Consider the following 23,617-nt stretch of genomic DNA (forward strand, 5'->3'; position numbering starts at 1 on the left):
GAATATATGAATCTCCATCTTTAAAATCATGTCAGCAATGTACTACCAAACGTGTGGGCATCCGTGAACGACTAGACGTCGCGGACTGAATGTAGACAGAGCTGCCGTGATAGTTGATTAATATTTACGGTTAAACAGTTTGTTTAGCCGGAGGAGGCCAGAGATGGAGTCAGCCGTGACGATGATGTTAGCCCGGGTGATTGATTCTTCCCGGGATTACATCATGGGATGCGTTTGTAAACTCGCATGGGTTTTGCGAGGTTTCAAACCAAGCCGGAAGCCCGTACTTTGGCTGTAGGCGGTCCCCACAGCAGACGGAATTTCTGGCAGCCGCAGGCGACAACTTTTACCACCGTTATATAAATCGTATCCTCTGGAAGGCGTGAGCAAAGTGGCTCACGCCTTTTTCGTGTAGATGTAGTCCGCAGCCTGGTCGTTGAGGGTGTACGCGCGTTGCTGGGCATCCTCTAAGTAGAGCAGGTTGAGACTGGTGTCCGCCTTGGTGACTCGAAGTGGGACGCCGAAAGGAAGGCCCAGATGCTGCAGGTAATCGACTAGTGCGGCCGACTCCAAGTAACTGGTGAGAACAACGGTCGTCGGCACACTAACAGCGCTTAGACGCGTGATGGGGTGGTCATTAAGAATCTGGTCAGGACGAAGACTGCCGCCAAATGGACTGCGCTGTGGATCGTTGAGATAGTGGTTAAGTGCCAGCGCTGTCTCGCTATTCAGGTCGGCTGCCATGCTCCAGGCTTGTTCTGGGACCGCAATCAATGGCAGATGAAGTTTCTGTACGAGAAAGGTCTCACAGAGACGGTAGTGGTGCAGGAGTTGACAAGCGAGTTGTTCCCCAGTAGTGGTAAGGGTGACGCCAGTATAACGCCGGCGATTGACGAGCCCGGCGCGTTCTAATGACCGCGTCATTTCAGTCACGGTAGCCGGTGAAACGTTGGCGAAATGAATGATTTGTTTATTGCTAACGCGTGGCCGGGCAAAGTTACACTCAGCAATGATCTTTAAGTAGGTATTTCGATGGTTCAACATCCAATCAGCTCCCCATTAATTCTGTAATAGTTAAGTGCCCCTAAAAATTATATTCTCCAAATGAAATTTTAAGGGTTCTGAGTCATGGTTGCAACCTTTTCTAGATATCATAGAATTTGGCCAATGAAAGTTTACTTTATTTTATAGACAAAACGTTGAATAATGGGCATTTACCCTTGTTACTGTTTGGGACACCAAAAAAACATTTATTACGATATAGTCACGGCTTATACAAATTCAAAATGGTAATCGGCTGGGGATGAAATCGCTTAATCGCCATATTAATATCTTAATATACAAGCATATTAAAGTTAAGGTCGCCTAAAAAAGTATTTGCAAAGGTTAACTTTTACGTTACAATGAACCCGTTAGAAATTTTTGAGGAGGAGGCTTTTAACATGAGTGACACTGTTAAAAAGCACAAATTGATTGAATATGCCAACGGCCGTTCATTGGAGGAAATAAACGGTACCGTGGCTGTTCCCAAGAATATTAGTTTTTGGAAGGCATTGTTCATGTACTCTGGGCCTGGCGCATTAGTTGCGGTGGGGTACATGGATCCCGGGAACTGGTCCACATCGATTACCGGTGGGCAAAACTTCCAGTACCTGCTGATGTCCATCATCTTGATCTCAAGTTTGATCGCGATGTTATTACAATACATGGCGGCTAAACTTGGCATCGTGAGTCAAATGGACTTGGCGCAGGCAATTCGGGCGCGGACTAGTAAATCACTGGGGATCGTGCTCTGGATCATGACTGAATTTGCCATCATGGCAACGGATATTGCCGAAGTCATTGGGGCTGCGATTGCTTTATTCCTGTTATTCCACATTCCATTGGTCATTTCAGTGTTTATCACCGTATTTGATGTTTTGCTATTATTGCTGTTGACCAAGATTGGCTTCCGGAAGATCGAAGCAATCGTTGTGTGCCTGATTCTGGTAATTCTGTTAGTCTTCGCTTATCAAGTGGCTTTATCTAAGCCTGACTGGATGGGTGTCTTTGCTGGGTTAGTTCCTAACGTTAAGACAATCTCATCATCACCAACAATTGGTGGTCAAACGCCAATTAGTGGGGCTTTGGGAATCATTGGGGCGACGGTTATGCCACATAACCTCTACCTGCACTCTGCGATTTCACAAACGCGTCAAATCAATCACAAGGATGAAGACGACGTTGCTCGGACAGTGAAGTTTGCCAGCTTGGATTCCAACATTCAACTGACGTTGGCCTTCTTCGTCAACGCTTTGCTATTGATCATGGGGGTTGCCGTCTTCAAGAGCGGTACCGTCAAGGATCCTTCTTTCTTCGGGTTGTTCCAAGCGCTGTCTGACACCAACACCATGAGCAATGGCTTGTTAGCTGGGGTTGCCAAGACCGGTGTGCTTTCTACGCTGTTTGCGGTTGCCTTACTGGCTTCTGGGCAAAACTCCACGATTACCGGGACCTTAACCGGTCAAGTTATCATGGAAGGTTTCGTCCACATGCGGATGCCACTATGGTTACGGCGGCTAGTTACCCGGTTGATCTCCGTTATTCCAGTATTGATCTGTGTCATGTTGACCAGTGGCAAGAGTGCCATTGATGAACACACAGCGTTAAACGATTTGATGAACAATTCGCAAGTCTTCCTGGCGTTTGCTTTGCCATTCTCGATGTTACCGTTATTGATGATGACGGATAGTAAACTGGAAATGGGCAAACGGTTCAAGAATTCTTGGTGGATCAAGGGCCTGGGCTGGTTCTCAGTACTCTTGCTGACTGGCTTGAACTTGTACAACATGCCAGCTTCAATCGTTGCCTTCTTTGGCAATACGCCTTCTGCTAGTCAAACGACGATGGCCAATGTGATTGCCTGGGCCTTGAATGTGGCAATCATTGCATTGCTAGCTTGGACCGTTTGGGAATTGCATCGCAGTGCTAAGCGGATGGCGCTTGAGGCCGCTACTGATGCTCAGCAACTACACAAGGAGGACTAACTCATGGCAAAAACGTTTGAACGGATTTTAGTTGGGGTCGATGACTCTGCGGATGCCTTGTTAGCCTTTAATTATGCGACGCATCAGGCGAAGCGAGACGATGCAGAATTGGTCATTGTTTCCGTATTGGAAAATGACGATATGAATGTTTATCAGGCGTTGGACTCTGATTACATTCACGGCGAACATCGCGAATTGGAAGAACACGTGGCAACGTATCAACAGCGGGCTTTCGATGCGGGTGTCGCGCGGGTACGAATGGTCGTTGCCGAGGGTGATCCCGGTGAGACCATCGTCAAAGATGTGATTCCTCATGTGAAACCGGACCTGCTAATCGTGGGCTCGGAGTCCAAGAAGGGCGTTCGGCGTCACTTTGGGAGCCAAGCTGCCTACATGGCCAAATACGCACCAATCTCAGTATTAGTGATCCGCTAATAAGTTGACTTATCAAAGTCGATAGACCGGTTATGCCCGGTCTACCGGCTTTTTTCGTGGCTAGGGTTGGTGTTGGCCCGCAACAATATCCCTAAAATGAGTCACTTAATGGTAAATGCGCGTACACTAGCGGCGATAAGAGAGTTAGTCACAAGATTAATTAGAGGGAGGGATGGCTGATGGCGACCACGTTTAAACGAATTCTAGTTGGTGTCGATGATTCCAAGGATGCGCTGTTAGCATTTGATTACGCCATTTATTTAGCGAAACGTGATGACGCGGAGTTGGTAATTGCCTCGGTATTAGAGAACCAACAGATGAATATTTATCAGACGTTAGACACGGACTTTATTCACGGTGAATATGCTGACCTGGAAAATCACGTGCGGGAATACAAGAAGCAGGCGCGTGAGGCTGGTGTGGCAGACGTTCGCATGATGGTGGCCGAGGGTGAACCCGGCGAGACAATCGTTAAGGACGTAATTCCGGCAGTGGACCCGGACCTGTTGATCGTGGGGTCGCTGGCTAAGAAGGGTGTTAGTCGCCACTTCGGTAGCCAGGCGGCTTATATGGCGAAGTACTCGCCGGTATCGGTGTTAGTGGTTCGATAGACTTGCCACCTGCGACCAAATTGGGTAAAAGTGTCGCCTATGGCTGCCAGAGACTCCACCTGCTGTGGGGACCGGTCCAAGCCAAAGAGCGGTCTTGGACCTCGACTTGAAACCTCGCCAAAATCGCGAGTTTCCAAGTTCGTCCCATGGTGTAAGAACGGGAAGAACCAAGCACCCGCCCTAACACCATTTGCACGGCTGGTTCCATCTCTGGCCGCCTTCGGCTATCGTTTGTCGCTGATGGTCATGAGGGTTGCGATGTATCGTCAGTAGCAACAGTGCCTAGTAAAAAAGCTACCCCCTGAAAATCAGTTAGATGCTGGTCTTCAGGGGTAGCTTTGTGTGTGATTTTAGAGTATTTCATTGGAGCACTGGGTTAGGTGAAACGATTAGTAGCTATCGCCGTTCATGATGGAGCTCTTGACGATGACGTAGTCCACGGTCCGGATGTCTAGTAAGTTGCGGCCACCGGCGTAGGAGATTGAGGACTGGAGGTCTTCTTGCATCGCGTTGAGTGTATCGGCGATGTCGCCACGGAATGGCACTAACATCTGCTTACCTTCAACGTTCCGGTAGGCACCTTTTTGTTTCTCGGATGCGGAGCCCCAGTATTGCTTGAAGGTGCGGCCGTCGATGGTTAGCAGGCTACCAGGTGATTGTTGGTGACCGGCAAGCATTGAACCGATCATGACCATGCTGGCGCCGAAACGTACGGACTTAGCAATGTCACCGTTGTAACGAATTCCACCATCGGCGATGATTGGCTTCCGGGCAGCCTTGGCACAGAGCCGCAGGGCGGCCAGTTGCCAGCCCCCGGTCCCAAAGCCAGTCTTGAGCTTGGTGATGCAGGCCTTACCCGGGCCAATGCCAACTTTGGTAGCGTCAGCACCAGCGTTTTCGAGTTCACGGACGGCTTCAGGCGTGCCTACGTTACCGGCAATGACGAAGCTGTCAGGGAGCTTATCCTTGATCTGCTTGATCATGCGAATCACGGCATCGCTGTGGCCGTGGGCAATATCAATCGTGATATATTCGGGAACTAAATTAGCGGCAGCCAGTTCGTCGATAAAGGCATGTTCGTCGGCTTTGACCCCGACACTAATGGAAGCAAATAGTGATTTCTCGTGCATCCGTTCGATGAAGCCCCGACGTTCCTGGGGTTGGAAACGGTGCATGACGTAGAAGTAGTCGTTTTGGGCAAGCCAGACGGCCAATGGTTCGTTGATGACCGTTTCCATGTTGGCAGGGACCACGGGAATCTTGAAGCGGTGGGGGCCAAATTCGATGCTCGTATCGGCCTCGTGACGGCTTTCAATGATACATTTGTTGGGAATCAGTTGGATATCTTCGTAATCAAATACTTCAGCAGGATGCATGTAAGGTCACTCCTCGTTCGTGAATTAGGCGTTCCAGACGTCTTGCAAAATGTTCGTTTGTTCGCGGTCAGGGCCGACGGAAAGGGTCGCGATATCGACGCCGACCAATTCAGCCAAGCGCTTGACGTAGTTTTGGGCGTTAACGGGCAGGTCTTCTACTGAGTGGCAGTGCGTGATGTTTTCAGTCCAACCTGGGAATTCTTCGTAAATAGGTTGGCAAGCATCGAGATCGACCAGACTAGCTGGGTAATGGTAGATGGTTTCACCATTGAGTTCGTAAGCTTTGCAGATCTTGACGGTTTCCAGACCAGTCAGGACGTCCAGACAGTTTAAGGATAGGCTGGTCAAGCCGGAAACCCGCTTGGCGTGACGCAGGACAACACTGTCAAACCAACCGATTCGACGGGGACGCTTGGTAACGGTCCCATATTCGTGGCCGGTCTCGCGGATGGTATCACCAATCTCATCAAATAATTCAGTTGGGAATGGGCCATCGCCGACGCGAGACGTGTAAGCCTTGCAGACACCGACAACGTGGTCGATCTTGGTTGGCCCCACACCAGCACCGATGGTTACCCCACCAGCAACGGGATTCGATGACGTGACGAAGGGATACGTTCCGTGGTCGATGTCCAACATGACACCCTGGGCACCTTCGAACAGCACGTTCTTGCCGGCATCTAAAGCGTCGTTGATGACAACGGACGTGTCAGTCACGTGAGCTTTGATCTGTTGACCGAGTGCGTAGTATTTTTCAAAAATTTCATTAAAGTCTAACGGTTCTTCATTGTAGAGTTTCGTTAAGACATTGTTCTTTTCAATTAAGTTTTGCCGGAGCTTGTCGGCAAAGATATCGTGGTCGAGCAGGTCGGCCACCCGGATACCGATACGTTCAGCCTTATCCATGTAGGCGGGACCGATACCCTTGTTGGTCGTCCCGATTTTATTTTCCTTCATCTTTTCTTGCGCTTGATCCAGCAAGATGTGGTAAGGCAGAATCACGTGAGCTCGGTCGGAAATCCGGAGATTATCCGTGGCTACGCCGTTTTCATGCAGATATTCGAGTTCTTGAACCAATGATTGGGGGTTCAAGACGACACCGTTACCGATGACACTGGTCTTGTCGGCGTAGAAGATCCCTGAAGGAATCAGTCGCAGTTTAAACGTTTGACCATTGAAGACAATAGTATGACCGGCGTTGTCACCACCTTGGTAGCGGGCAATGACATCAGCCTTCTCACTCAGAAAATCCGTGATCTTTCCTTTACCTTCGTCGCCCCATTGGCTACCAACTACTACTGTTGATGACATAACAACACCTCATTACTTTATTTTGCTAGGCCGAACACCCAGCAAGAATAAGTGTAACAAGTTCGGAATTAAAAAGCAACCGAAAAACGAACTATTTTTATATTTATATTCAATAAAGTTCTACTTATTTCTATATAAAACTAATTATCCCCTAGTTGCATTCAAAATGACTAGCTAAAATGGGATAATCTATGGTATGATTACTTGCGGAGCAACATAAGCTATAATTTAAATAATGTTCGGGTTTTAGTCCGTATTTATAGGAGGAAACGCATGTTAGAACGTTATACCCGACCGGAAATGGGTCAGATCTGGTCACTAGAAAATCAATACAAGTCCTGGCTGGCGGTTGAAATCGCCATTGATGAAGCCTGGGCACAATTGGGAGAGGTTCCCGCTGAAGATGCCTGGAAGATTCGGGCCAACGCGACTTTTGACGTGGATCGTATTGCCGAGATTGAAGCTGTCACGCATCACGACATGGTTGCCTTTACGCGTAACGTGTCGGAATCACTAGGGGCCGAACGGAAGTGGATTCACTTTGGCGTGACGAGTACTGATGTCGTGGATACGGCGCAGGGCTATCGACTCAAGCAGGCCAATGTCGTGATTCGGCAAAGTTTGACAGATTTGATTGCGACCTTAAAGTCACTGGCATTGCAGTATAAGAAGACTGTCATGATTGGCCGGACGCATGGGGTTCAGGCCGAACCCACCACGTTTGGGTTGAAGATGGCACGCTTCTATGAAGAAATGCAACGTAACTTGGTCCGTTTTGACCGGGCAGCTGCCGAGGTTGAGACAGGGAAGATCAGTGGGGCCGTTGGAACTTTTGCCAACGTGCCACCCGAAGTGGAAGCGTTCGTGTGCGACCAACTCGGCATTACGCCACAGCCCATCGCAACGCAGGTGCTTCCGCGAGACTTGCATGCCGATTACGTGGCGACGCTGGCGCTGATTGGCACCAGTGTGGAAAATATTGCCACTGAGATTCGTGGCTTACAGCGTTCGGAAATTCATGAAGTTGAAGAACACTTTAATCCTGGACAAAAGGGATCCTCGGCAATGCCACACAAGCGAAATCCGATTGGCTCGGAAAACGTGACCGGATTGGCGCGAGTCTTACGCGGAACGATGGTCACGGCGTACGAGGACGTGAGCCTCTGGCACGAACGCGACATTTCCCACTCCTCGGCCGAACGGATGATTCTACCGGAAAGCACGACGCTATTGGATTACATGCTGCACCGGATTAACCGGATCTTAAGTAATCTGGATGTTTTCCCAGAAACCATGAAGGCTAACATGAACCGGACGTACGGTCTAATCTACAGCCAACGGTTACTGTTGAAGTTGATTGAATCGGGACTCAGTCGAGAAGACGCCTATGACCTGGTGCAACCCTTAACGGCACAGGCCTGGGACCAACAGGTGCAATTCCGACCATTGGTAGAAGCCAATTCTGAAATTACGGCACGGTTGACGCCAGAACAAATCGAAGATGCCTTTGACTATCACTATCACTTACGTCGGGTGGACTATATTTTCCACCGGTTAGGCTTAGACTAGCGCACATCCTAGGGGGAACGGATACCATGAAGACGACTTATTCAGTGACTGACGCACAGCAGAATTTACAAGCACTCATGCAGGCAGCCAGCACGGGGGCACCCGTTAAGATTGAAACCAAGGCAGGGTCGCAACAGGGCGCCGTTCTTCTTAGTGAAGCACGCTGGGCGGCTATTCAACAACAGCTTGCCAGTCAAGAGCCAGAGGACGAACTGCACCACCGCCAAGATTTCTATCGGGCGTGGGGTCGATTATAAACGAACGTAAACGAAAAGAACCGCACCGTCTCGGGGAGAGAGCAGTGCGATTCTTTTTTATGAGGAGTGAGGTCACTTAAGGGGGAGTGACACTCAGTTTAGAGGAGTTGGTTAGGCTTGAGGGAACCTAACCAGGATGCGATTCTCTTAGGGGGAGAGAATCTAAAGGGATTGGATATCTAGAATTTGACTAGTAACAGTTATTGGCTAATTACTATGATTATTACTATACCCGGAGTTTGTGAATAGAAACGGGGGAAACCTGTGACGACTTTTTGACAATTTATTAAAGGAATTCTAAACGTGTGAAGTTTCTTTAGTTCTTTGCGTCAAAGTAGGTCTCCAGAAACTCTTCCACGTGGGTTTGGTAGCGGGTCGGATTGATCCAGAAACTCTCGGCATGCGAGGCGTTCTTCACGATCCACAACTGTTTGGCCGCGTGGGTTGCCGCGTAATTTTCGTAGGCCATGCCCACCGGCACGTAGACGTCCTTTTCGCCGTGAATGAAGAGAATTGGTCGCTTGTTTTTCTTGAGTTGATCGGTTGCCGTCACGTCGCCCAGATAATAACCCAGCCGCCGCTTGGAAATGGTGCTGACAAGCGGTTCAATCGGATATTTTGGCAAATGAAATTGCCGTTTGAGTAGGTAGGTTAATTCGGCTTCGATGCTCGAGTAGCCACAGTCGGCGATGATGGCCTTGACCTGTGGTGGCAGGCTTTCGCCAGACAACATTTCCATGGTGGCACCGCCCATGCTGACGCCAAACATTAGAATTTTTACGTCGGCGTTAGACCGGTCGATGACCTGTTGAATCCACTGGAGATAGTCCAAGCGATCCAGCCAACCGAAGCTGATGTATTTACCGGCACTCTCACCGTGACCGCGATCGTCGGGTAAGAGCACGTTGAAGCCAAGTCGGTGATACATCTGGGCAAAGTTCGCCATGGTTTCGCCGTTGCCCTTGTAGCCGTGAGAAATGATGACGGTCTTGTCACTCGGTGTCTCTGCGGGGATGTATTCTGCGACCATCCGGTTCTTGGGATCGTGTTCGTGGAGGTACCATTTTTCCTTGGGGACGGCTTTGTACCAGTCCACGTAGGCGTAGTAGGCATCGGCATATTTTTGCTTATCGGCAGACGTTTCGGGAACGTAATTGACCCGCTTAAAAGCGAAATTAAAGAGCCGTTCACTGGCAAACAGCGAGGTCGCCGCGATACCAGCCAGAGGGAGGGTCCAGGTCAATGTTTTCTTCTTCAATTAATCAGGTCCTTTCGTATTTTGAGATTGTTGGGATTTTGTTTTTGAATATGGCTGTCACTAATCATGGTCAAGAGGTAGCTGATAAAAAGCCACTATAGAGAAGGCAGTAGGACTTTAACCACGATAAACTTTGAACGTATACCGTAAGCCGGAGGAGGCTAGGGATGCAGCCAGCTGTGTCGGTGGTCTTATCTGGCGTTCCTCAGCCAGGTTAGAGCACGGGACGAGCTTGGAGACGTCTGTATTTTGACGGCTCCGAGTCGAGGTACAAGACAGCATTTTGGCTTGTACCGGTCCCCACAGCAGGCGGAATCCCTAGCAGCCGCAGGCGAAACTAACCTCAACAGTTTACTGTGGTTAAAAACCAGACTAACCGATAAACGGTCAGTCTGGCAGTCATTCAACGATTTGTCAATTAATTTTAGTCCAGGTACAGCCGCTTCAGGTCGGTAATGTCACGACCAGAGAGACCCAACACATCGCGTAAATAGTCCTGGGCACCCCCATATTGGGTATTTACAATCTTAGTTGCCGCATCAAAATAATCCGGGCTGACCGTGTAGAGCGCGCGCATGTTGGTGATGAAGGTCTGGCTCAAGCCACGTTCCTTGGCCGCCGCACTCTGCTGCGCAATCTTAGGGGCAATCACGTCATTGGTCATCAGATAATCCTGACGAATCACCTGAGGATCGACGCCCAGGGCACTCAATGCAAAGTAGGCGCCCATCCCGGTGCGGTCCTTGCCAGCCGTACAGTGGAATAGTACGGACTTATCCGGTTGGTCATTTGCCAGCAACGTTTCAAAGAAGTCGTGGTAGGCAACCTGGGCGGAGCGGAGCGTCATCATCTGCCGGTAGACATCCAGCATGTGATCGTGGCCAGACTGGTCATCGGTTGAGAAACGTTCTTCCAATTGCTCCTGTGAAGCAGAGGCGTCCGTCTCGTCATCGGCAGGGAAGACTGGGAGAAAATGATAGTTTACGCCAGCGGGCACCTTGTCGGGGGACTGGAGCTGTTCGTCCTTGGAACGAAAGTCCACATCAGCCACGACACCGTAATCAGTGAGGTGTTGTTGATCGGCGGGGGTGAGGTCAGCCAAACCGGCAGTCCGAATCAGTTTATGCCATTTAACTGTGTGCCCGTCGATCGTGGGATAACCCCCTAATTCTCTGAAGTTGAGGCCCCCAGTCACAGCGATAATTCGGTTGTTTGTCATTACTATTTCCACCCTTTCCTATCAGTTGCTACGCGTTCTATTTTAACGGTTTTTGCAAAAATTACCTAGTAATTGCTTCTGGGGGAAGCGCTTTTTCATGAAACGCTGTATACTGGCATAAGGGCAAAGAGAATGAAGAAGGCAAAAAGATAGGGTGATAGTCGTGAGTTTGCGTGGGAAATGGTTACTCTTCAAGACCCAGCATAGTCAGCTCAAGCAGCAGATGCAGCAGGCATTTTTACAACCCAGTCGGCAGAATCGCGCCGTGGTACCCCAGAAATTCCCTGAGTCCATCGTGACCAAGGAACGCGAAGTGTTTGGCGGTCGGATTCTCACCGCAGGTTCCGGTGCGCCGTTGCCCCAACACGTGATCTTATTTCACGGGGGGGCCTACACCATGCAAGGCACAACAGGTCACCGTAAGCTAATGGTGGCGATGATCCAGCAAGCTAATCTGCGCGTATCCTATGTCGATTACCCGTTAGTTCCCGAGGCCACTGTAGATCAAACGGTGACGTTTGCGATGAATGCCTACGAATATCTGCGGGCACAGTATCCGGATGACCAATTCTTCTTAATGGGGGATTCAGCCGGTGGTGGCTTGGCGTTGACGGTGCTGCAGCAGTTGCAGGAACACCAAGAACCATTGCCGGCCGGAACCATTCTCGTCTCGCCGTGGACCGACCTCAGTATGATGAATCCCGATCTCAACGTGGCTGCTAAACATGATCCGTTTCTCACCTTGGCAACGTTGAAGAAGATTGGCTATCGCTATGCGGGTGATCATCCGGTGACGGACCCCATCGTCAGTCCCATCTACGGGAACTTTGACGACTTGGGACCAATCATGCTGTACTATGGCACCAATGAACTGTTGTGGGCCGATGATCAGCGCCTGCTCCAGAAGTTGGAGACCGCCAGCGGCACGCCGTTCACGGCCCACGTGATGAAGTCGATGCTACATGACTACATTCTGTGGCCAGAATTGCCGGAATCAAAAAAGACTTTCAAAGAAATCAAACAGTTTATCTTAACCGGTGAACTAGAATAGGCATTAAAACGGGTAGTTGCAACGTGAAATGGTTGCGGCTGCCCGTTTACTTATCCCGAAAAAAGGTGGATGGGGGTTCTGTTTGACAGGATAACTAATTGTGTCATTCACTGTTATCTGACCCCGCAACTCAGATGGCCACGGGGTATAATAAGCCTACTTGTAAGTGATTAGAGGAGGGATTGGATGAAGGGACGATTGATTTTAGCCAGCCTGTTAGTGGGTCTGGCTGGTTATGGTGGGGTGCAGGCTTCGGCCGCGACGACCACCCCGGTAGCAACACCTTATCGTGAGAGTGAATTGCGTAATTTGAAACAAGTTAAGCAGGTGTCGGCTGGGAAGACGATCACATTGGATTTGGTCTTGAAGACCCGCAATGGGAGTAAGCTGACATCGACGGCGCTGGCGGTCAATACCACCGGCAACAAGCAATTCAAGAAGTACCTGACGCCCAAGCAATTCCGCCAAGAGTTCGGGCAGTCTACGACCACGACGCAACGGCTGGCCACCTATTTTAAAGCCCACCATTTAAAGGTGGCGACCTATAACAACGGACTGATCATGCAACTGAAGGGTTCCGCCTCTGCTGTGAATAAGACGTTTGCGACAAATCTGAAGACGGCTCGTTACCACGGCGAAAAGATTCAGTATGCTAAGAAGACCCCCAAATTACCCAAGAATGTGGCCAAACCTATCGAAGCGGTCGTGGGGATTACTAACATGGTCAAGCTCAGTAGCTTAGCGGATACGTCGTCGACGAGTTCTAATGGGCCTACGAGTGATGGTGCACCGCAGAACTTCTTGACGCAATACAACGCGACGACTAAGGCCACCCAAGGCAATAAGGGGAAGGGCCAGACCATTGGTATCATTAGTTTTAGTAAGGTGGCCCAATCTGACATTACCCACTTCTGGTCGGCTGAGGGCGTCTCTTCCTCAGCGTCGCGGATCAGTGTGAAAGCAACTGGTGGCGATAACGTTTGGGGTAACGTGGATCCTGGCAACGCCGAGACGGCATTGGACGTTGAACAGGCGGGGGCGATTGCGCCAAAGACTAAGATTCGCGTGTATACGGCATCTTTGAGTGATGTTGGTTGGATCAATTCCTTTGCCAGCGCCTTTGCGGAGAACAAGGCCAGCTCGTTATCATTGAGTTGGGGGCTGTCGGAAGGCGTGCTTCAGAGTCTGAACAAATATCATCTCCTGACGCCGCTTTACGGGAGCATTATGAGTACGCTACTTGCGCAGGGGGCGACGCAAGGAATTTCAACCTTTGCGGCGTCCGGTGATACTGGAGCCTATGGTGAAAGCTTGCAACGTGACGGTTCAACCACCGAAGGCATTTACGCCAACTTCCCAGCAAATAACCCGTGGGTCACCGCGACCGGTGGGACGACGCTTCCCGTTGAAGGAACGCTGGCCAACGGTATCACGGTCAAGATTGATCGGGAACGGACCTGGGGTGGCGATTACCTCTTCGCAGCCTACCAGAAGGACCAGGCGTTCTTCACGAAGAATGACGAGTTGATGGGGATGCTCCAAGCCGGCAGTGGCGGTGGAATTTCCACACTCTACGGCACGCCGAAATACCAAAAGGGCGTCTCCGGGGTAAACACCTACAACGCGCGGCAATATCTGACGGCGAGCGGTCTACCTAACCTGAATGCGAGTCTGATTCAGGGCAGGGCAAGCGGCCGAAACTATCCGGATGTTGTGGCGGATGCGGACCCATTGACGGGTTACGATTCCTACACGCGTGCAGATGGCTGGGATGTCATTGGTGGCACTAGCGTGGTAGCGCCGCAGTTTGCGGCCATGACGGCGGTCATCAACAGTAATCGCAGCAAGCGCATGGGACTATGGAATCCACAGATCTACAAGCTAGCCCAGACGTCGCAGTCGCCATTCACCCCGCTAGATGCTTCAACCAACAACGGCAATCTCTATTACGTTGGCCAACCTGGTAAGACGTACAATCAAGCCGCGGGGTTGGGGACGGTTGATTTTGGGAAGTTGGCAGGGGAGTATAAATAGAGTGCGGAACAAGGCGATTAGGTCCTGAGCATTAACGTCAATAAGGGCAAAATCCCGGGCCTGGATTTTTCCTTATTGGGGTTAAGCGCAGGGACCTGCCTTGTGGAGCACGTTTCGGCAATGTGAAAAGGGTGCGAAAGTCCCTAAGCGGCCGTGATCTCACTGCAAGTATAGAGGCCAAGCAATTACCTACAAAGAACCCAGCCCCAATCTCCAAACCAAATCATATTAAACCAAACCCAAAAAGAACCGCCTCCCAATCCATTCGGGAGGCGGTTCTTCACATCTAAACTTCTATTTAAACACGCGAACTAATTGTTTGTTTCCAGTGATGTAGCCACCGGCAACTTGGTAGCGCAACGTGTCACTCTTACTAAAGTTATTGGCGTTGGAGTAAGTCCAACCAGTCACTTTGAGAATGGCGTGAGCGGAGACGTGTTTGTTCTGCTTCGTCAGGTTGGCTGTGCTGTAACGGTTCAAACCAGTTTTAGTCTGAACGCGCTTAGGCATCGTTTGCTTGCCGGACTGAATGAGCATCTTGTTGGCAGTAATGTAACGACCGTTGCTTAAGACGAAACGGGTCGTTAGGTTTTGGTTCACGATCTTCTTAACTTTTAGAACTTGGCCTTGCTTGTAGTGGGCCTTCTTGTTGGTCAGAGTCTTCTTGCTGTAGGCGTTGACCCCCTTAGGATTAATCACAGTAATCGTCTTGTGCTTAGTGGCGTAGTAAACGCGGCTGGTGTACTTCGCGTTGGCCGTGACGTAACCGGTCTTACCGTTAGTCTTGCTGTGGTGGTTGACGTCCTTGACTTGGTAACGCTTGACGCCGTTCTTGGACTTGGCGTAGCCGGTTACGACGAACATTGGCCGGTTGATCCGCGCTTTCTTAGCGTACCATTGCTTGCGCGCCTTGTTGGTGAAGGTGGCATGCTTGTAGAGACCAATCTTCTTCGTGGCGTAAATAACGGTTCCTTCAGGTGCAATGGTATCATTGCCACCACCGCTGGTAATAACCGGAGCGTAGGTGTAGGTCACGGATTTAGCAGTATTGCTAAAGGTTCCTGTCTCGTCACCGGTGGTGTTGGTCAAACCGTAGCCATCGATGTCGAGCGGTTCAGTCTTGTAGCTGTCCCCAAGCTTACCCGTTAGCGTCTTGTCTGGTTTCAGTGTGTTACCTTGGTCATCGACGTAGTGGACAGTAACGGGTTGGCTGGCGCTAGGCGTGGGTGTTGGTGTTGGGTCGGGAATGGATGGCTTTTCCTCAAACCAGAAGCTGTAGGCCTGCAGACCATTTAGAAGTAGACCACTCATTTGGTAAGTACCATCTGCTTGTTTGATATAGTAGTCGGACATTGGCTTGTTGAGCAGTGAGACCATTTGGCGATAAGAGGCGTCAGAATCAAGCGTCATTAATTTAGCATCCGAATAGTTACTTAAGGCGGAATTACCGACTAAGCTAGCATAGACGATCCCTCCCACAGCGTCATAAGTCGGTTCGTCTGCGAACATTTTATCTGTCATTGATAAAGTCCCTGCAGTGAGTGCAGAGGAAGCCAGCTTCTTTTGAAGTGAGTTTTGGTAGTCGGATTGGAGCTGATCAAAGGTGATTTTTCCTGCACTTTTTTGCGCAACGTGACTAGCAAGCCATGTTACCGCGTATGCTTGTAGAACTAGTCCATTGCGTAGCTCATCTTTTGTAAGTCCCTCTGCCGCGCCATAGGCGTCATACATGTAATCGAGATAGGATTCATTTAAGTTGATAGTAACAGGCGTTTCAAGAATTTGTTGAAGTGAACTTTGGTCTATAGAGATATTAGGATAATCAGCCAGGATGTTATTCATAAACTCATCATTATTAATTTCTGTGGCAGTTAGCACAGTAGGTGCATTGGGATAGGTGTAATATTTCGTATTACCATCCTTATCACTAATTAGGGTATAGGGCATTCCAATTGAGCCAATCTTAATCGTGGTTTCTGCAGAATCGTTAGCCTTAGTCGTGGCTGCGGTCGCATTATCTGTTGTTCCGGTACTATCAGCGTGAACGACACTGGGACTGACAACTCCCCCAAAGAGAATCAGTGCTAGACCGGCAATTGTAATTTTTCTAGTCATTTTAAGCATTTAAATCACCCCATATACTTTTTACTTACTCATTGGAGAGCAGTATACCATAATTATAGTTATAATATAAGAGCAGAAATGCCTTTGTAATAATGATGAAAGCGGACTACTTTAAAATATAATGAGATGAATAATAGATAAAATGTCAGTTGCACAAAACAACTAAAAAGTGGTAATCAGTTGAATGATGAACACGGAAATCGTTCATCCGATGATCATTTTAAAATTTTTTTGGTTAGAAAACTTGTTATATCAAGCAATTTAAATAGGGTTTGTCTCACATGGAAATGGTTTCAGGGGATGATGACCTATGCCACCGATAATGATTGGTTACCCTCATTTTGAGTATTAAAAAGAGGTTAGGACGATAGGGTTCTAACCTCGGATAGTTCGAAAAAAATATTTTTAATTTGTAAAATAATTTAAACATCTACGTGGTGCTTCAACTTTGGAAAGACGTGATAGTCTGACCAGCCCATGACGGCACCCTGAGCAACCAGGGCCAACACCGTCCCGAAACCGATGGCATGTAACTGGCCCGTGAAGATGTAGGACAACACGATGATGGTGACTGGTGGAATGTAGCTCGTCCACTGGGCAATGACGGCGGAACCCTTCAGGAAGCGGAACCGCAGAATATAAGCTAGGTCATCGTTGGGATGCATGATGATATTGCAACGCTGGTAGATGGACACGGCGGCTGCCACCCCGAAGAGGCCAATGATATCGACAATCACGCGGCCGGTCAGATTCAGCGTGTTGACCCCGATCCAATTCCAGAAGTAGCCGATCCATTCGACCAGGTAACTGAAGGGGATGATATAGAGAATGTTAGACACGAACCGCTTGCGGTCGAAGTGACCCAGAAACAGCTGGTTCATGATGGTGACGATAATCCCGTAACCAAACAGCGTCGTCCCCAGGGGCACGTGAATCCAATTCGCCAGGTTGACGGATGAACCAGTCCAGACGGCACTCCCAAGGTTGGTCGAAATGGTTAAGGCGTTAGCGGCGGAGTTTAAAAAGATGGAGAACACCAAAAAACGCATGCGTTGTCCAAAGTCTTGCATTTTCGCCACTTTCCGTCACCCTGCTTTCTTTCATATACCCTCTAGTGTAGTTTAATTTGTCTGCAATGGGAAGTCTTTTCACAAAGTCGTTGTGCGCTTGGCCGCCCGCTGGACAAAGTTTGCGAAGATCTGACGTGACTCTTCGTGATGTTTATACATGTTCTCAGGGTGCCACTGGACAGCCAAAATCTGGTCGCTGTTGGGAGACTCCAAGGCCTCGACGACTTGATCATCAGCCGTAGCGGTCGCTTGCAAGCTGGGCGCGACGTCCTTGACGGCTTGATGGTGCCGCGAGTTGACGTAGGGCCGGGGACCGACCAACGTGCTCAACATGCTACCGGGTGTGACCGTGATGTGGTGACTGGGTTGGTTGCCCATGGCCGCCTGGCTGTGTTTGATGTAGGCAGTCTTATCTTCACTGAGATCCTGATACAAGGTGCCCCCCAGACCAACGTTGATCAGCTGTAAGCCGCGGCAGATACCGAGAATGGCCTTGTTGTTGGCAACGGCCTGCTTCAGTAATTCGACTTCAAACAGGTCGCGTTTACGGTAGGTCTTGCCTAACCGGATGTGGGGTTCTTCATTGAAGAACGTCGGGTCGACGTCGGCACCACCGAGGAAGAGCACCCCGTCAAAGAGGGGCAAGTATTCGGCAACATCGGTTGGATCGACGCTGGGTAAGATAACCGGCAGGCCGCCAGCCTTGACGATGGCCTCCACTGCGGGGCGTGGCGCAAAAGCAGCGTTCCGTTCGTTAATGATATTGGTGGCCTCGTCGAGGGTGTCGGCGGGTAAAGCAATGCGTGGGCGCATAGCGTCGCTTCCTTTCAATTTCTTCATTGCGGGTTAAGTCCGTGGCCTTGCCGGGTGGCGAAAATAAACTGGAACGCTAGGGCGGACGCTGGGAGCCAAAGAGCGGTCTCCCAGCTTGATGTTGAACCTCTAAGACCGAGTTTCAACATCACCAATTGTCTAAGCGGCTAAGACCGCCACTAAGACAATTCCCACAGCTGAGCTTATTTTCGCCACCCTCACGGCTGACACGGTGTTAACCCGCAGTGAATTTCTAGTAATTGGTCATATCTTATGGAAATCAATATGATGATACTGCCCAGTATACCCGTGGTGTTGAACCTTTGTCACGCTTATTTGGCGAATTGGAGGTTCTGGCTAAGTTGGGGCATAGGAATGTTGGGATTGGGTGGAAACTGGGGATTCAATCAGGTGCTGGTAACGATATTCAGCGAGTTATTTGCGGTCGTCGGCTGGGCATTGAAAGCCTTAAGTTAACTGATTTGGAAACGCTACCCAATCTGTGGAAAATACTTTGACAAAATAATTCACAATTATTTTGAATAACCCTACAATAGGATAGTAGACAAAAAAATAAAGCGAGGTAAACATGATGACAGAACGACAAGTGATTCAAGAGATTTTGAATTCTGAAGCGGTTCTTTACAGCTTTGAAAACGTCGATGAGGATTCAAAGGAATACACGCTTTTACTGCAACGTCAAGATAAGGATGTTCGGCCCATCGAGGAGTTAAACGACGAAATCAAGAAGTATTTCGAAAGCGCTAACTTCCAGTACAAAGAAGAGTTGAATCCTGAAGGCGAAGGCGATATCCGCTTAGTCATCAAACGGGTTTAATCTTTACATATTCGCGGTTATGGTAGTGAATAGGGCGCAACGAATTTTAGACTTACCGGAGCTTGGGGGCTGACCTCAAGCTCTTTTTAATATAAATTAGGCAGAATCCCCTTGCTTTCAAACAAGGGATGAATGCTGCTATGCCCTTCGCTGACTGGCAATGTAGTTTTCTACGATTTCCTTGCTCATACGTTACCTCCATAAATATTATTATAAGCCGTTTTGTTATGGATACAGTATGCCCATATGCTATGCTCCTATCAAGCAAGAGGAGGTGGTAGCTTATGGCGAAGACAATGGCCCAATTACCTTATCATTATGGGGTTAAAGTTAGAGTCTTTCCTTCAACCGAACAAAAACGGTTGATTAGGCGTAACAGTGACGCCAGTCGATTTATTTATAATCAGATGAACGGCATGAATAATGAATTGTTCTGGTTAAAGCAAGTGAAGATTCCAATTACAATTGTCTTGGATCGGATCGCTGATCTGACTGAACGTCTAAGAAAGCCATCAACTGCTATCTCCAACATTCATGGTTGGCTCAATCACCCGGACTTTGACAGTCTGATGAAAGCTAATGCCATTAAGAATTACAAGACTGCCTGGAAGCTATTCCACCAGGTCCATCAGGCGGGAACTCCTAAATTTCATAAACGTGGTTATACCCAGACTTATCAAACGTCTTGTCTTTACAGTGCTAAGGTGACAGTGCCAACCATGCGTAATGGTAGCGTAAGACTAAATGATACCCATCACCTACAACTACCCAAGCTAGGGCATCTCCGTTTCAAGGGGTTACCATCGAAAATTTTGGATCAGGCCGATGATATTAGAATCGGGACCACGACAGTTTCGATGGATGCTGTTGGCCATTACTTCGTTTCCCTGCAGATGGGTTCGGAGTACCCCTTCGTTTCTGAGAAACCAGTCATTAAGTTTAAAGTTGGCATCGATTTGAACCTTGATAATTTTCTGACGGACTCCAATGGACAAATGGTTGACAATCCACGTTACTACCGGACTATTAGCGGAAAATTAGCTAAAGCTCAGCGGAAGCTGTCACGGCGGGCCAGACGAGCTAAAAAGAGCCAACGACGCTTATCAGAATCAAAGAATTATCAAAAGCAACGGTCATTAGTGGCTAAGCTACAGCTTAAAGTCGCTAATCAACGCAAGAATTTCCTACACCACATCTCTACGGCCTTGATCAAAAACCACGATTTAGTCGTAGCTGAAGAACTGCGGGGTAAAAATATGTTGCGGGACCATGCTTTGGCAATGAGTATCTCGGATGTTGGCTGGCGAACACTATTGAACATGCTGTCCTACAAAGCTGATTTGTACGGCCGGAAATTCTTGACTGTCAACCCTCGAAATACCACGCAAACTTGTAGCCATTGTGGGCACATCATGACTGGTAAGAACAAGTTGACGTTAGCTGATCGCAAGTGGACGTGTCCCAGATGTGATACGTTTCATATGCGTGATCATAACGCAGCTGAAAATATTTTAGCTAAGGGTTTAGCAACCCTGTAAGAAATGAGTCCGCCTGGCAACCTGCGGACCTAAAAGGCTTTGGTAATTAGCGGATAAGTCCTATGCGTAGGTTAGCGCTGTATCTAAGCAAATTGTGGTCACCATGCCGTGGGGTGTGGTTCTCACAAGCGTCCGTTTTTAAACGGGCGTGGTTGACTACCATTAAAAGAGGGCTCGCTGGCGGATTGCGGCTAGTTTCGGTAGAATGGATAGGATTGATTTGACAGAATTGGAGGCAGACAATGTGACGCTAGAAGAACTGTATCGCACGATGGCGAGGGAGATGGGGCCGCAACCCTGGTTGAAGCCCGGTACGCCGTGGGCCGAAACGCCGATTGAAATTATGTTGGGCGCGATTCTGGTCCAGAACACCAACTGGCGCAACGTGGAACCATCATTGATCGCCCTCAAGACTCAGACGGGATTCGACCCAGCCAAATTGCGGGAATACACGCCGGATACGTTGATTCCGGTGATTCGCAGCAGCGGGTTCTACCAACGGAAGAGTGAGGCGATTCTTGCGTTGGCAACCTGGTTAGGCGGGGCCAATGACGACTTAGTTGCGTTGAAACAACGCGATGGGGCCAGTCTACGTGCCGAACTGCTCAGTATTACGGGTATCGGCAACGAGACCGCCGATTACATCCTGATGTACACGTTGGATCACGGCACCTTCATGGTCGACACCTATGCGCGGCGACTATTCGGCTGGTTGGGTGTGACCATGCCCAAGACGTACCCAGCATTCCAGAAGAAAGTCATGGGTCGACTCGACTTCGGTCTGGCCGACTACCAGGAGTTCCACGCCCTGATCGACGAGTTCGGCAAGCAAGTCAAAAACGATACTGATTTTGACCAATCATTTCTGGCCGGAAAACAACTGATGATTTAGAATGACTGACATGAGGTTGAAGGTTATCTGGGTTTAAATCTATGTGAAGCTGTAGGGCCGGTGAGTTGCGGTTGGATTCACGTCAGGATTGATAGGATAGTGGCGAGTTGTGTCCATGGGAGAACATGGGATTGCGCGATGTAAGGGTTTAAATCCATGTAAGCCGCGAGGGTGGCGAAAATAAGCTCAGCTGTGGGAATTGTCTTAGTGGCGTTTTTGGCCACTTAGACAATTGGTGCCTTTGAAACTCGGTCCTCAGAGGTTCAAAGTCAAGCTGGGAGACCGTTCTTTGGCTCCCAGCGTCCGCCCTAGCGTTCCAGTTTATTTTCGCCACCCGGTAAGGCGATGAACACGTGGATTTGAAATCTTAAGGAATTGCCAAGCCGGCGGGCGCCCGATACAAAATCTGGTGTTTTCAACCGGGGTCGTGCTATGATGAGTGAAGTGAAATTGGAACCGCTTCCGATTCGAAAGCAGTTATGGAGGGAGTAAATACATATGGCACTTAAACAACCGGAAGATTATATTTTGGCGGTCGACCAAGGGACGAGTAGTACCCGGGCGATGATTTTTGACCGCACCGGGCGCAAGGTCATCGAAGGCTATAAGGAGGTTCCCCAGTATTATCCGCATGCGGGCTGGGTCGAATCCGACGCCAATGAAATTTGGAACAGCGTGCTCTCGGTGATCGCGAGCGCCCTTATCGACGCCTCGATTCATCCAGAAAATATTCAAGCCATTGGCATTAGTAGCCAACGGGAAACCACCATCGTGTGGGATAAAATTACCGGTGAACCAATCTATCATGCCATCGGTTGGCAAAGTCAACAGACGGCGAGCCTAGCGAAGAAGCTGGCTGCTGATGGGCGCGCCAAGACCATCAAGGACAAGACCGGACTAGTGCTGGACGCTTACTTCAGTGCCACCAAGATTCGCTGGATCTTGGATCACGTCCCGGGTGCGCAAGAACGCGCCGAGAATGGTGACCTATTATTTGGAACAGTCGACAGTTGGCTAGCCTGGAAGCTCTCCGGGGGAAAGATTCACGTGACCGACTATAGTAACGCCAGTCGGACCATGCTTTTCAACATTCACGAGCTCAAGTGGGATCAGGATATTCTGAACTGGCTCAATATTCCAGCCGCAATGCTGCCCGAAGTGAAGTCAAGTTCCGAGGTCTACGGTGTCACGCAGAACTTCCAATTCTACGGGGTCGAAGTCCCCATCGCCGGTCTGATTGGGGACCAATCGGCTGCCCTGCTAGGACAACTGGCTTTGGAACCCGGAACCGTCAAGAACACGTACGGTGATGGGGCCTTCGTCATGATGAACACTGGGGATGAACCGCGGACATCCGAGCACAATCTGTTGACCACGATTGCGTACAAACTGGATGGTAAGGTGACTTACGCACTAGAAGGATCTATTTTGGTCGCCGGAACCGCGTTGGCCTGGCTTCACGAAAGCATGAAGATCATCGACAATGTTCCCGAATCGCGCCAGGCTGCCATGGCCTCGACCGATGAGGATGAAGTCTACGTGGTGCCCGCCTTTAACGGCTTGGGTGCGCCGTACTGGGATCCCGATGCGAAGGGCGCTGTCTTTGGTCTGTCGCGAGGAACCAATCGTAATGACTTTGTGAAGGCGACGTTACAGTCGATTGCGTATCAGACGCGCGACGTCTTGCGGACCATGAAGCAGGATACCGGCATCGACATCTCCGAACTGATGGCCGATGGTGGGGCTTCACGGAACCGCTACCTGATGCAGTTTCAGGCCGATATTCTCGACACGCCAGTGCAACGGGCGGCCGATGAAGAGACCACGGCGATGGGTGCTGCCATTACGGCGGGCTTGGCCGTGGGTTATTGGAAGAGTCTGGATGAAATCAAACAGATTCGGACGGATGGCCGGTTGTTTACGCCGAACATGTTGCCGGATCGCCGCGAGCATCTCTACGCCGGCTGGAAGCAGGCAGTGAAGGCGACACGGGCATTCAAACCGGACAATCTGTGAGTTAAGATGTTGCGTTGAATTTAACTGAGTTGCTTTTTTCTATGAGGGGGCCAGTTCCAATCGGAACTGGTCCCTTACTTATTACTAATGTAAAAATGACGAATCTAGTCTCATAATTTGGCGAAGTAAGGTTAAAAATCGTTTCAGTAACGAATCAATTCAGCCGATGATTGAATAAT

The 23,617-nt window shown here is 49.5% G+C and carries 19 protein-coding genes; 11 read left to right on the forward strand and 8 right to left on the reverse strand.

Translation table 11 applies throughout. The features are described 5' to 3' along the window. Positions 1-396: 396 nt before the first annotated feature. Positions 397-1,044, reverse strand: a complete 648-nt coding sequence (locus EKM73_RS03640) for a metal-dependent transcriptional regulator (protein ID WP_125700628.1) — start codon at positions 1,042-1,044, stop codon at positions 397-399. A gap of 398 nt (positions 1,045-1,442) precedes the next feature. On the opposite strand from EKM73_RS03640, the gene EKM73_RS03645 reads away from it, so the two are divergent. The 3 genes from EKM73_RS03645 to EKM73_RS03655 all read left to right on the forward strand — a co-directional run bounded on the left by EKM73_RS03645 (position 1,443) and on the right by EKM73_RS03655 (position 4,072). Beyond that, positions 1,443-3,026 carry an Nramp family divalent metal transporter gene (locus tag EKM73_RS03645; protein ID WP_125700629.1) on the forward strand — a complete coding sequence of 528 codons (1,584 nt, stop codon included), beginning with the start codon at positions 1,443-1,445 and terminating at the stop codon, positions 3,024-3,026. 3 nt (positions 3,027-3,029) lie between these two features. Next, positions 3,030-3,461 carry a universal stress protein gene (locus tag EKM73_RS03650; RefSeq protein WP_125700630.1) on the forward strand — a complete coding sequence of 144 codons (432 nt, stop codon included), beginning with the start codon at positions 3,030-3,032 and terminating at the stop codon, positions 3,459-3,461. A 179-nt stretch (positions 3,462-3,640) separates the two neighbouring features. Next, positions 3,641-4,072 (forward strand): universal stress protein, encoded by a 432-nt coding sequence (locus tag EKM73_RS03655; RefSeq protein WP_125700631.1) that lies wholly within the window; start codon positions 3,641-3,643, stop codon positions 4,070-4,072. A 389-nt stretch (positions 4,073-4,461) separates the two neighbouring features. Here the strand turns inward: EKM73_RS03655 and EKM73_RS03660 are convergent, their stop codons facing one another. Beyond that, a complete protein-coding gene (locus EKM73_RS03660) occupies positions 4,462-5,448 on the reverse strand; it encodes a GMP reductase (RefSeq protein WP_125700632.1) in 987 nt (328 codons plus the stop codon). A 24-nt stretch (positions 5,449-5,472) separates the two neighbouring features. Continuing rightward, on the reverse strand, positions 5,473-6,759 hold the full coding sequence (locus EKM73_RS03665) for an adenylosuccinate synthase (RefSeq protein WP_125700633.1): 1,287 nt from the start codon (positions 6,757-6,759) through the stop codon (positions 5,473-5,475). Between the two features lie 273 nt (positions 6,760-7,032). Here EKM73_RS03665 and purB point away from each other — a divergent pair, with 273 nt between their 5' ends. Both purB and EKM73_RS03675 read left to right on the forward strand, forming a co-directional pair. Further along, complete coding sequence (purB, locus tag EKM73_RS03670) at positions 7,033-8,328, forward strand: adenylosuccinate lyase (RefSeq protein ID WP_125700634.1); 1,296 nt, start codon at positions 7,033-7,035, stop codon at positions 8,326-8,328. A gap of 26 nt (positions 8,329-8,354) precedes the next feature. Next, on the forward strand, positions 8,355-8,585 hold the full coding sequence (locus EKM73_RS03675; protein WP_125700635.1) for a hypothetical protein: 231 nt from the start codon (positions 8,355-8,357) through the stop codon (positions 8,583-8,585). A gap of 316 nt (positions 8,586-8,901) precedes the next feature. Here EKM73_RS03675 and EKM73_RS03680 read toward each other — a convergent pair whose 3' ends face one another. Together EKM73_RS03680 and EKM73_RS03685 are read right to left on the reverse strand one after the other, a co-directional pair. Then, positions 8,902-9,843 (reverse strand): alpha/beta hydrolase, encoded by a 942-nt coding sequence (locus tag EKM73_RS03680; RefSeq protein WP_125700636.1) that lies wholly within the window; start codon positions 9,841-9,843, stop codon positions 8,902-8,904. Positions 9,844-10,267: 424 nt separating this feature from the next. Continuing rightward, the gene (locus tag EKM73_RS03685; RefSeq protein WP_125700637.1) at positions 10,268-11,062 is read right to left on the reverse strand and encodes a tyrosine-protein phosphatase; all 795 of its coding nucleotides are present in this window, start codon (positions 11,060-11,062) and stop codon (positions 10,268-10,270) included. A 163-nt stretch (positions 11,063-11,225) separates the two neighbouring features. On the opposite strand from EKM73_RS03685, the gene EKM73_RS03690 reads away from it, so the two are divergent. Together EKM73_RS03690 and EKM73_RS03695 are read left to right on the forward strand one after the other, a co-directional pair. Continuing rightward, a complete protein-coding gene (locus EKM73_RS03690; RefSeq protein ID WP_125700638.1) occupies positions 11,226-12,113 on the forward strand; it encodes an alpha/beta hydrolase fold domain-containing protein in 888 nt (295 codons plus the stop codon). Positions 12,114-12,299: 186 nt separating this feature from the next. Continuing rightward, positions 12,300-14,147 (forward strand): S53 family peptidase, encoded by a 1,848-nt coding sequence (locus tag EKM73_RS03695; RefSeq protein ID WP_125700639.1) that lies wholly within the window; start codon positions 12,300-12,302, stop codon positions 14,145-14,147. Positions 14,148-14,441: 294 nt separating this feature from the next. Here EKM73_RS03695 and EKM73_RS03700 read toward each other — a convergent pair whose 3' ends face one another. From EKM73_RS03700 to EKM73_RS03710, 3 genes are all read right to left on the reverse strand, one after another. Next, a complete protein-coding gene (locus EKM73_RS03700) occupies positions 14,442-16,262 on the reverse strand; it encodes a DUF5776 domain-containing protein (protein ID WP_225421263.1) in 1,821 nt (606 codons plus the stop codon). A gap of 431 nt (positions 16,263-16,693) precedes the next feature. Continuing rightward, the gene (locus EKM73_RS03705; RefSeq protein WP_125700641.1) at positions 16,694-17,350 is read right to left on the reverse strand and encodes a YczE/YyaS/YitT family protein; all 657 of its coding nucleotides are present in this window, start codon (positions 17,348-17,350) and stop codon (positions 16,694-16,696) included. A 69-nt stretch (positions 17,351-17,419) separates the two neighbouring features. Continuing rightward, complete coding sequence (locus EKM73_RS03710) at positions 17,420-18,154, reverse strand: gamma-glutamyl-gamma-aminobutyrate hydrolase family protein (RefSeq protein ID WP_125700642.1); 735 nt, start codon at positions 18,152-18,154, stop codon at positions 17,420-17,422. Positions 18,155-18,746: 592 nt separating this feature from the next. Between EKM73_RS03710 and EKM73_RS03715 the strand changes: the two genes are divergently transcribed. The 4 genes from EKM73_RS03715 (at position 18,747) to glpK (ending at position 23,438) form a co-directional block, all read left to right on the forward strand. Beyond that, positions 18,747-18,992 carry a hypothetical protein gene (locus EKM73_RS03715; protein WP_020089441.1) on the forward strand — a complete coding sequence of 82 codons (246 nt, stop codon included), beginning with the start codon at positions 18,747-18,749 and terminating at the stop codon, positions 18,990-18,992. Positions 18,993-19,276: 284 nt separating this feature from the next. Beyond that, positions 19,277-20,530 carry an RNA-guided endonuclease InsQ/TnpB family protein gene (locus EKM73_RS03720; RefSeq protein WP_125700643.1) on the forward strand — a complete coding sequence of 418 codons (1,254 nt, stop codon included), beginning with the start codon at positions 19,277-19,279 and terminating at the stop codon, positions 20,528-20,530. A gap of 205 nt (positions 20,531-20,735) precedes the next feature. Next, positions 20,736-21,422 (forward strand): endonuclease III domain-containing protein, encoded by a 687-nt coding sequence (locus tag EKM73_RS03725; RefSeq protein ID WP_225421264.1) that lies wholly within the window; start codon positions 20,736-20,738, stop codon positions 21,420-21,422. A 498-nt stretch (positions 21,423-21,920) separates the two neighbouring features. Next, the gene (gene glpK / locus EKM73_RS03730) at positions 21,921-23,438 is read left to right on the forward strand and encodes a glycerol kinase GlpK (RefSeq protein WP_125700645.1); all 1,518 of its coding nucleotides are present in this window, start codon (positions 21,921-21,923) and stop codon (positions 23,436-23,438) included. Positions 23,439-23,617: the final 179 nt, after the last annotated feature.

Source organism: Levilactobacillus fuyuanensis (assembly GCF_003946395.1).
Classification (GTDB): domain Bacteria; phylum Bacillota; class Bacilli; order Lactobacillales; family Lactobacillaceae; genus Levilactobacillus; species Levilactobacillus fuyuanensis.

What these genes read in the sequence shown, in the direction of transcription:
- EKM73_RS03640 (WP_125700628.1), bottom strand. Translation starts at nt 1,044, where the DNA reads ATGTTGAACCATCGAAATACCTACTTAAAGATCATTGCTGAGTGTAAC.
- EKM73_RS03645 (WP_125700629.1), top strand. Translation starts at nt 1,443, where the DNA reads ATGAGTGACACTGTTAAAAAGCACAAATTGATTGAATATGCCAACGGC.
- EKM73_RS03650 (WP_125700630.1), top strand. Translation starts at nt 3,030, where the DNA reads ATGGCAAAAACGTTTGAACGGATTTTAGTTGGGGTCGATGACTCTGCG.
- EKM73_RS03655 (WP_125700631.1), top strand. Translation starts at nt 3,641, where the DNA reads ATGGCGACCACGTTTAAACGAATTCTAGTTGGTGTCGATGATTCCAAG.
- EKM73_RS03660 (WP_125700632.1), bottom strand. Translation starts at nt 5,448, where the DNA reads ATGCATCCTGCTGAAGTATTTGATTACGAAGATATCCAACTGATTCCC.
- EKM73_RS03665 (WP_125700633.1), bottom strand. Translation starts at nt 6,759, where the DNA reads ATGTCATCAACAGTAGTAGTTGGTAGCCAATGGGGCGACGAAGGTAAA.
- purB (WP_125700634.1), top strand. Translation starts at nt 7,033, where the DNA reads ATGTTAGAACGTTATACCCGACCGGAAATGGGTCAGATCTGGTCACTA.
- EKM73_RS03675 (WP_125700635.1), top strand. Translation starts at nt 8,355, where the DNA reads ATGAAGACGACTTATTCAGTGACTGACGCACAGCAGAATTTACAAGCA.
- EKM73_RS03685 (WP_125700637.1), bottom strand. Translation starts at nt 11,062, where the DNA reads ATGACAAACAACCGAATTATCGCTGTGACTGGGGGCCTCAACTTCAGA.
- EKM73_RS03695 (WP_125700639.1), top strand. Translation starts at nt 12,300, where the DNA reads ATGAAGGGACGATTGATTTTAGCCAGCCTGTTAGTGGGTCTGGCTGGT.
- EKM73_RS03700 (WP_225421263.1), bottom strand. Translation starts at nt 16,262, where the DNA reads ATGACTAGAAAAATTACAATTGCCGGTCTAGCACTGATTCTCTTTGGG.
- EKM73_RS03710 (WP_125700642.1), bottom strand. Translation starts at nt 18,154, where the DNA reads ATGCGCCCACGCATTGCTTTACCCGCCGACACCCTCGACGAGGCCACC.
- EKM73_RS03715 (WP_020089441.1), top strand. Translation starts at nt 18,747, where the DNA reads ATGACAGAACGACAAGTGATTCAAGAGATTTTGAATTCTGAAGCGGTT.
- EKM73_RS03720 (WP_125700643.1), top strand. Translation starts at nt 19,277, where the DNA reads ATGGCGAAGACAATGGCCCAATTACCTTATCATTATGGGGTTAAAGTT.
- EKM73_RS03725 (WP_225421264.1), top strand. Translation starts at nt 20,736, where the DNA reads ATGGATAGGATTGATTTGACAGAATTGGAGGCAGACAATGTGACGCTA.
- glpK (WP_125700645.1), top strand. Translation starts at nt 21,921, where the DNA reads ATGGCACTTAAACAACCGGAAGATTATATTTTGGCGGTCGACCAAGGG.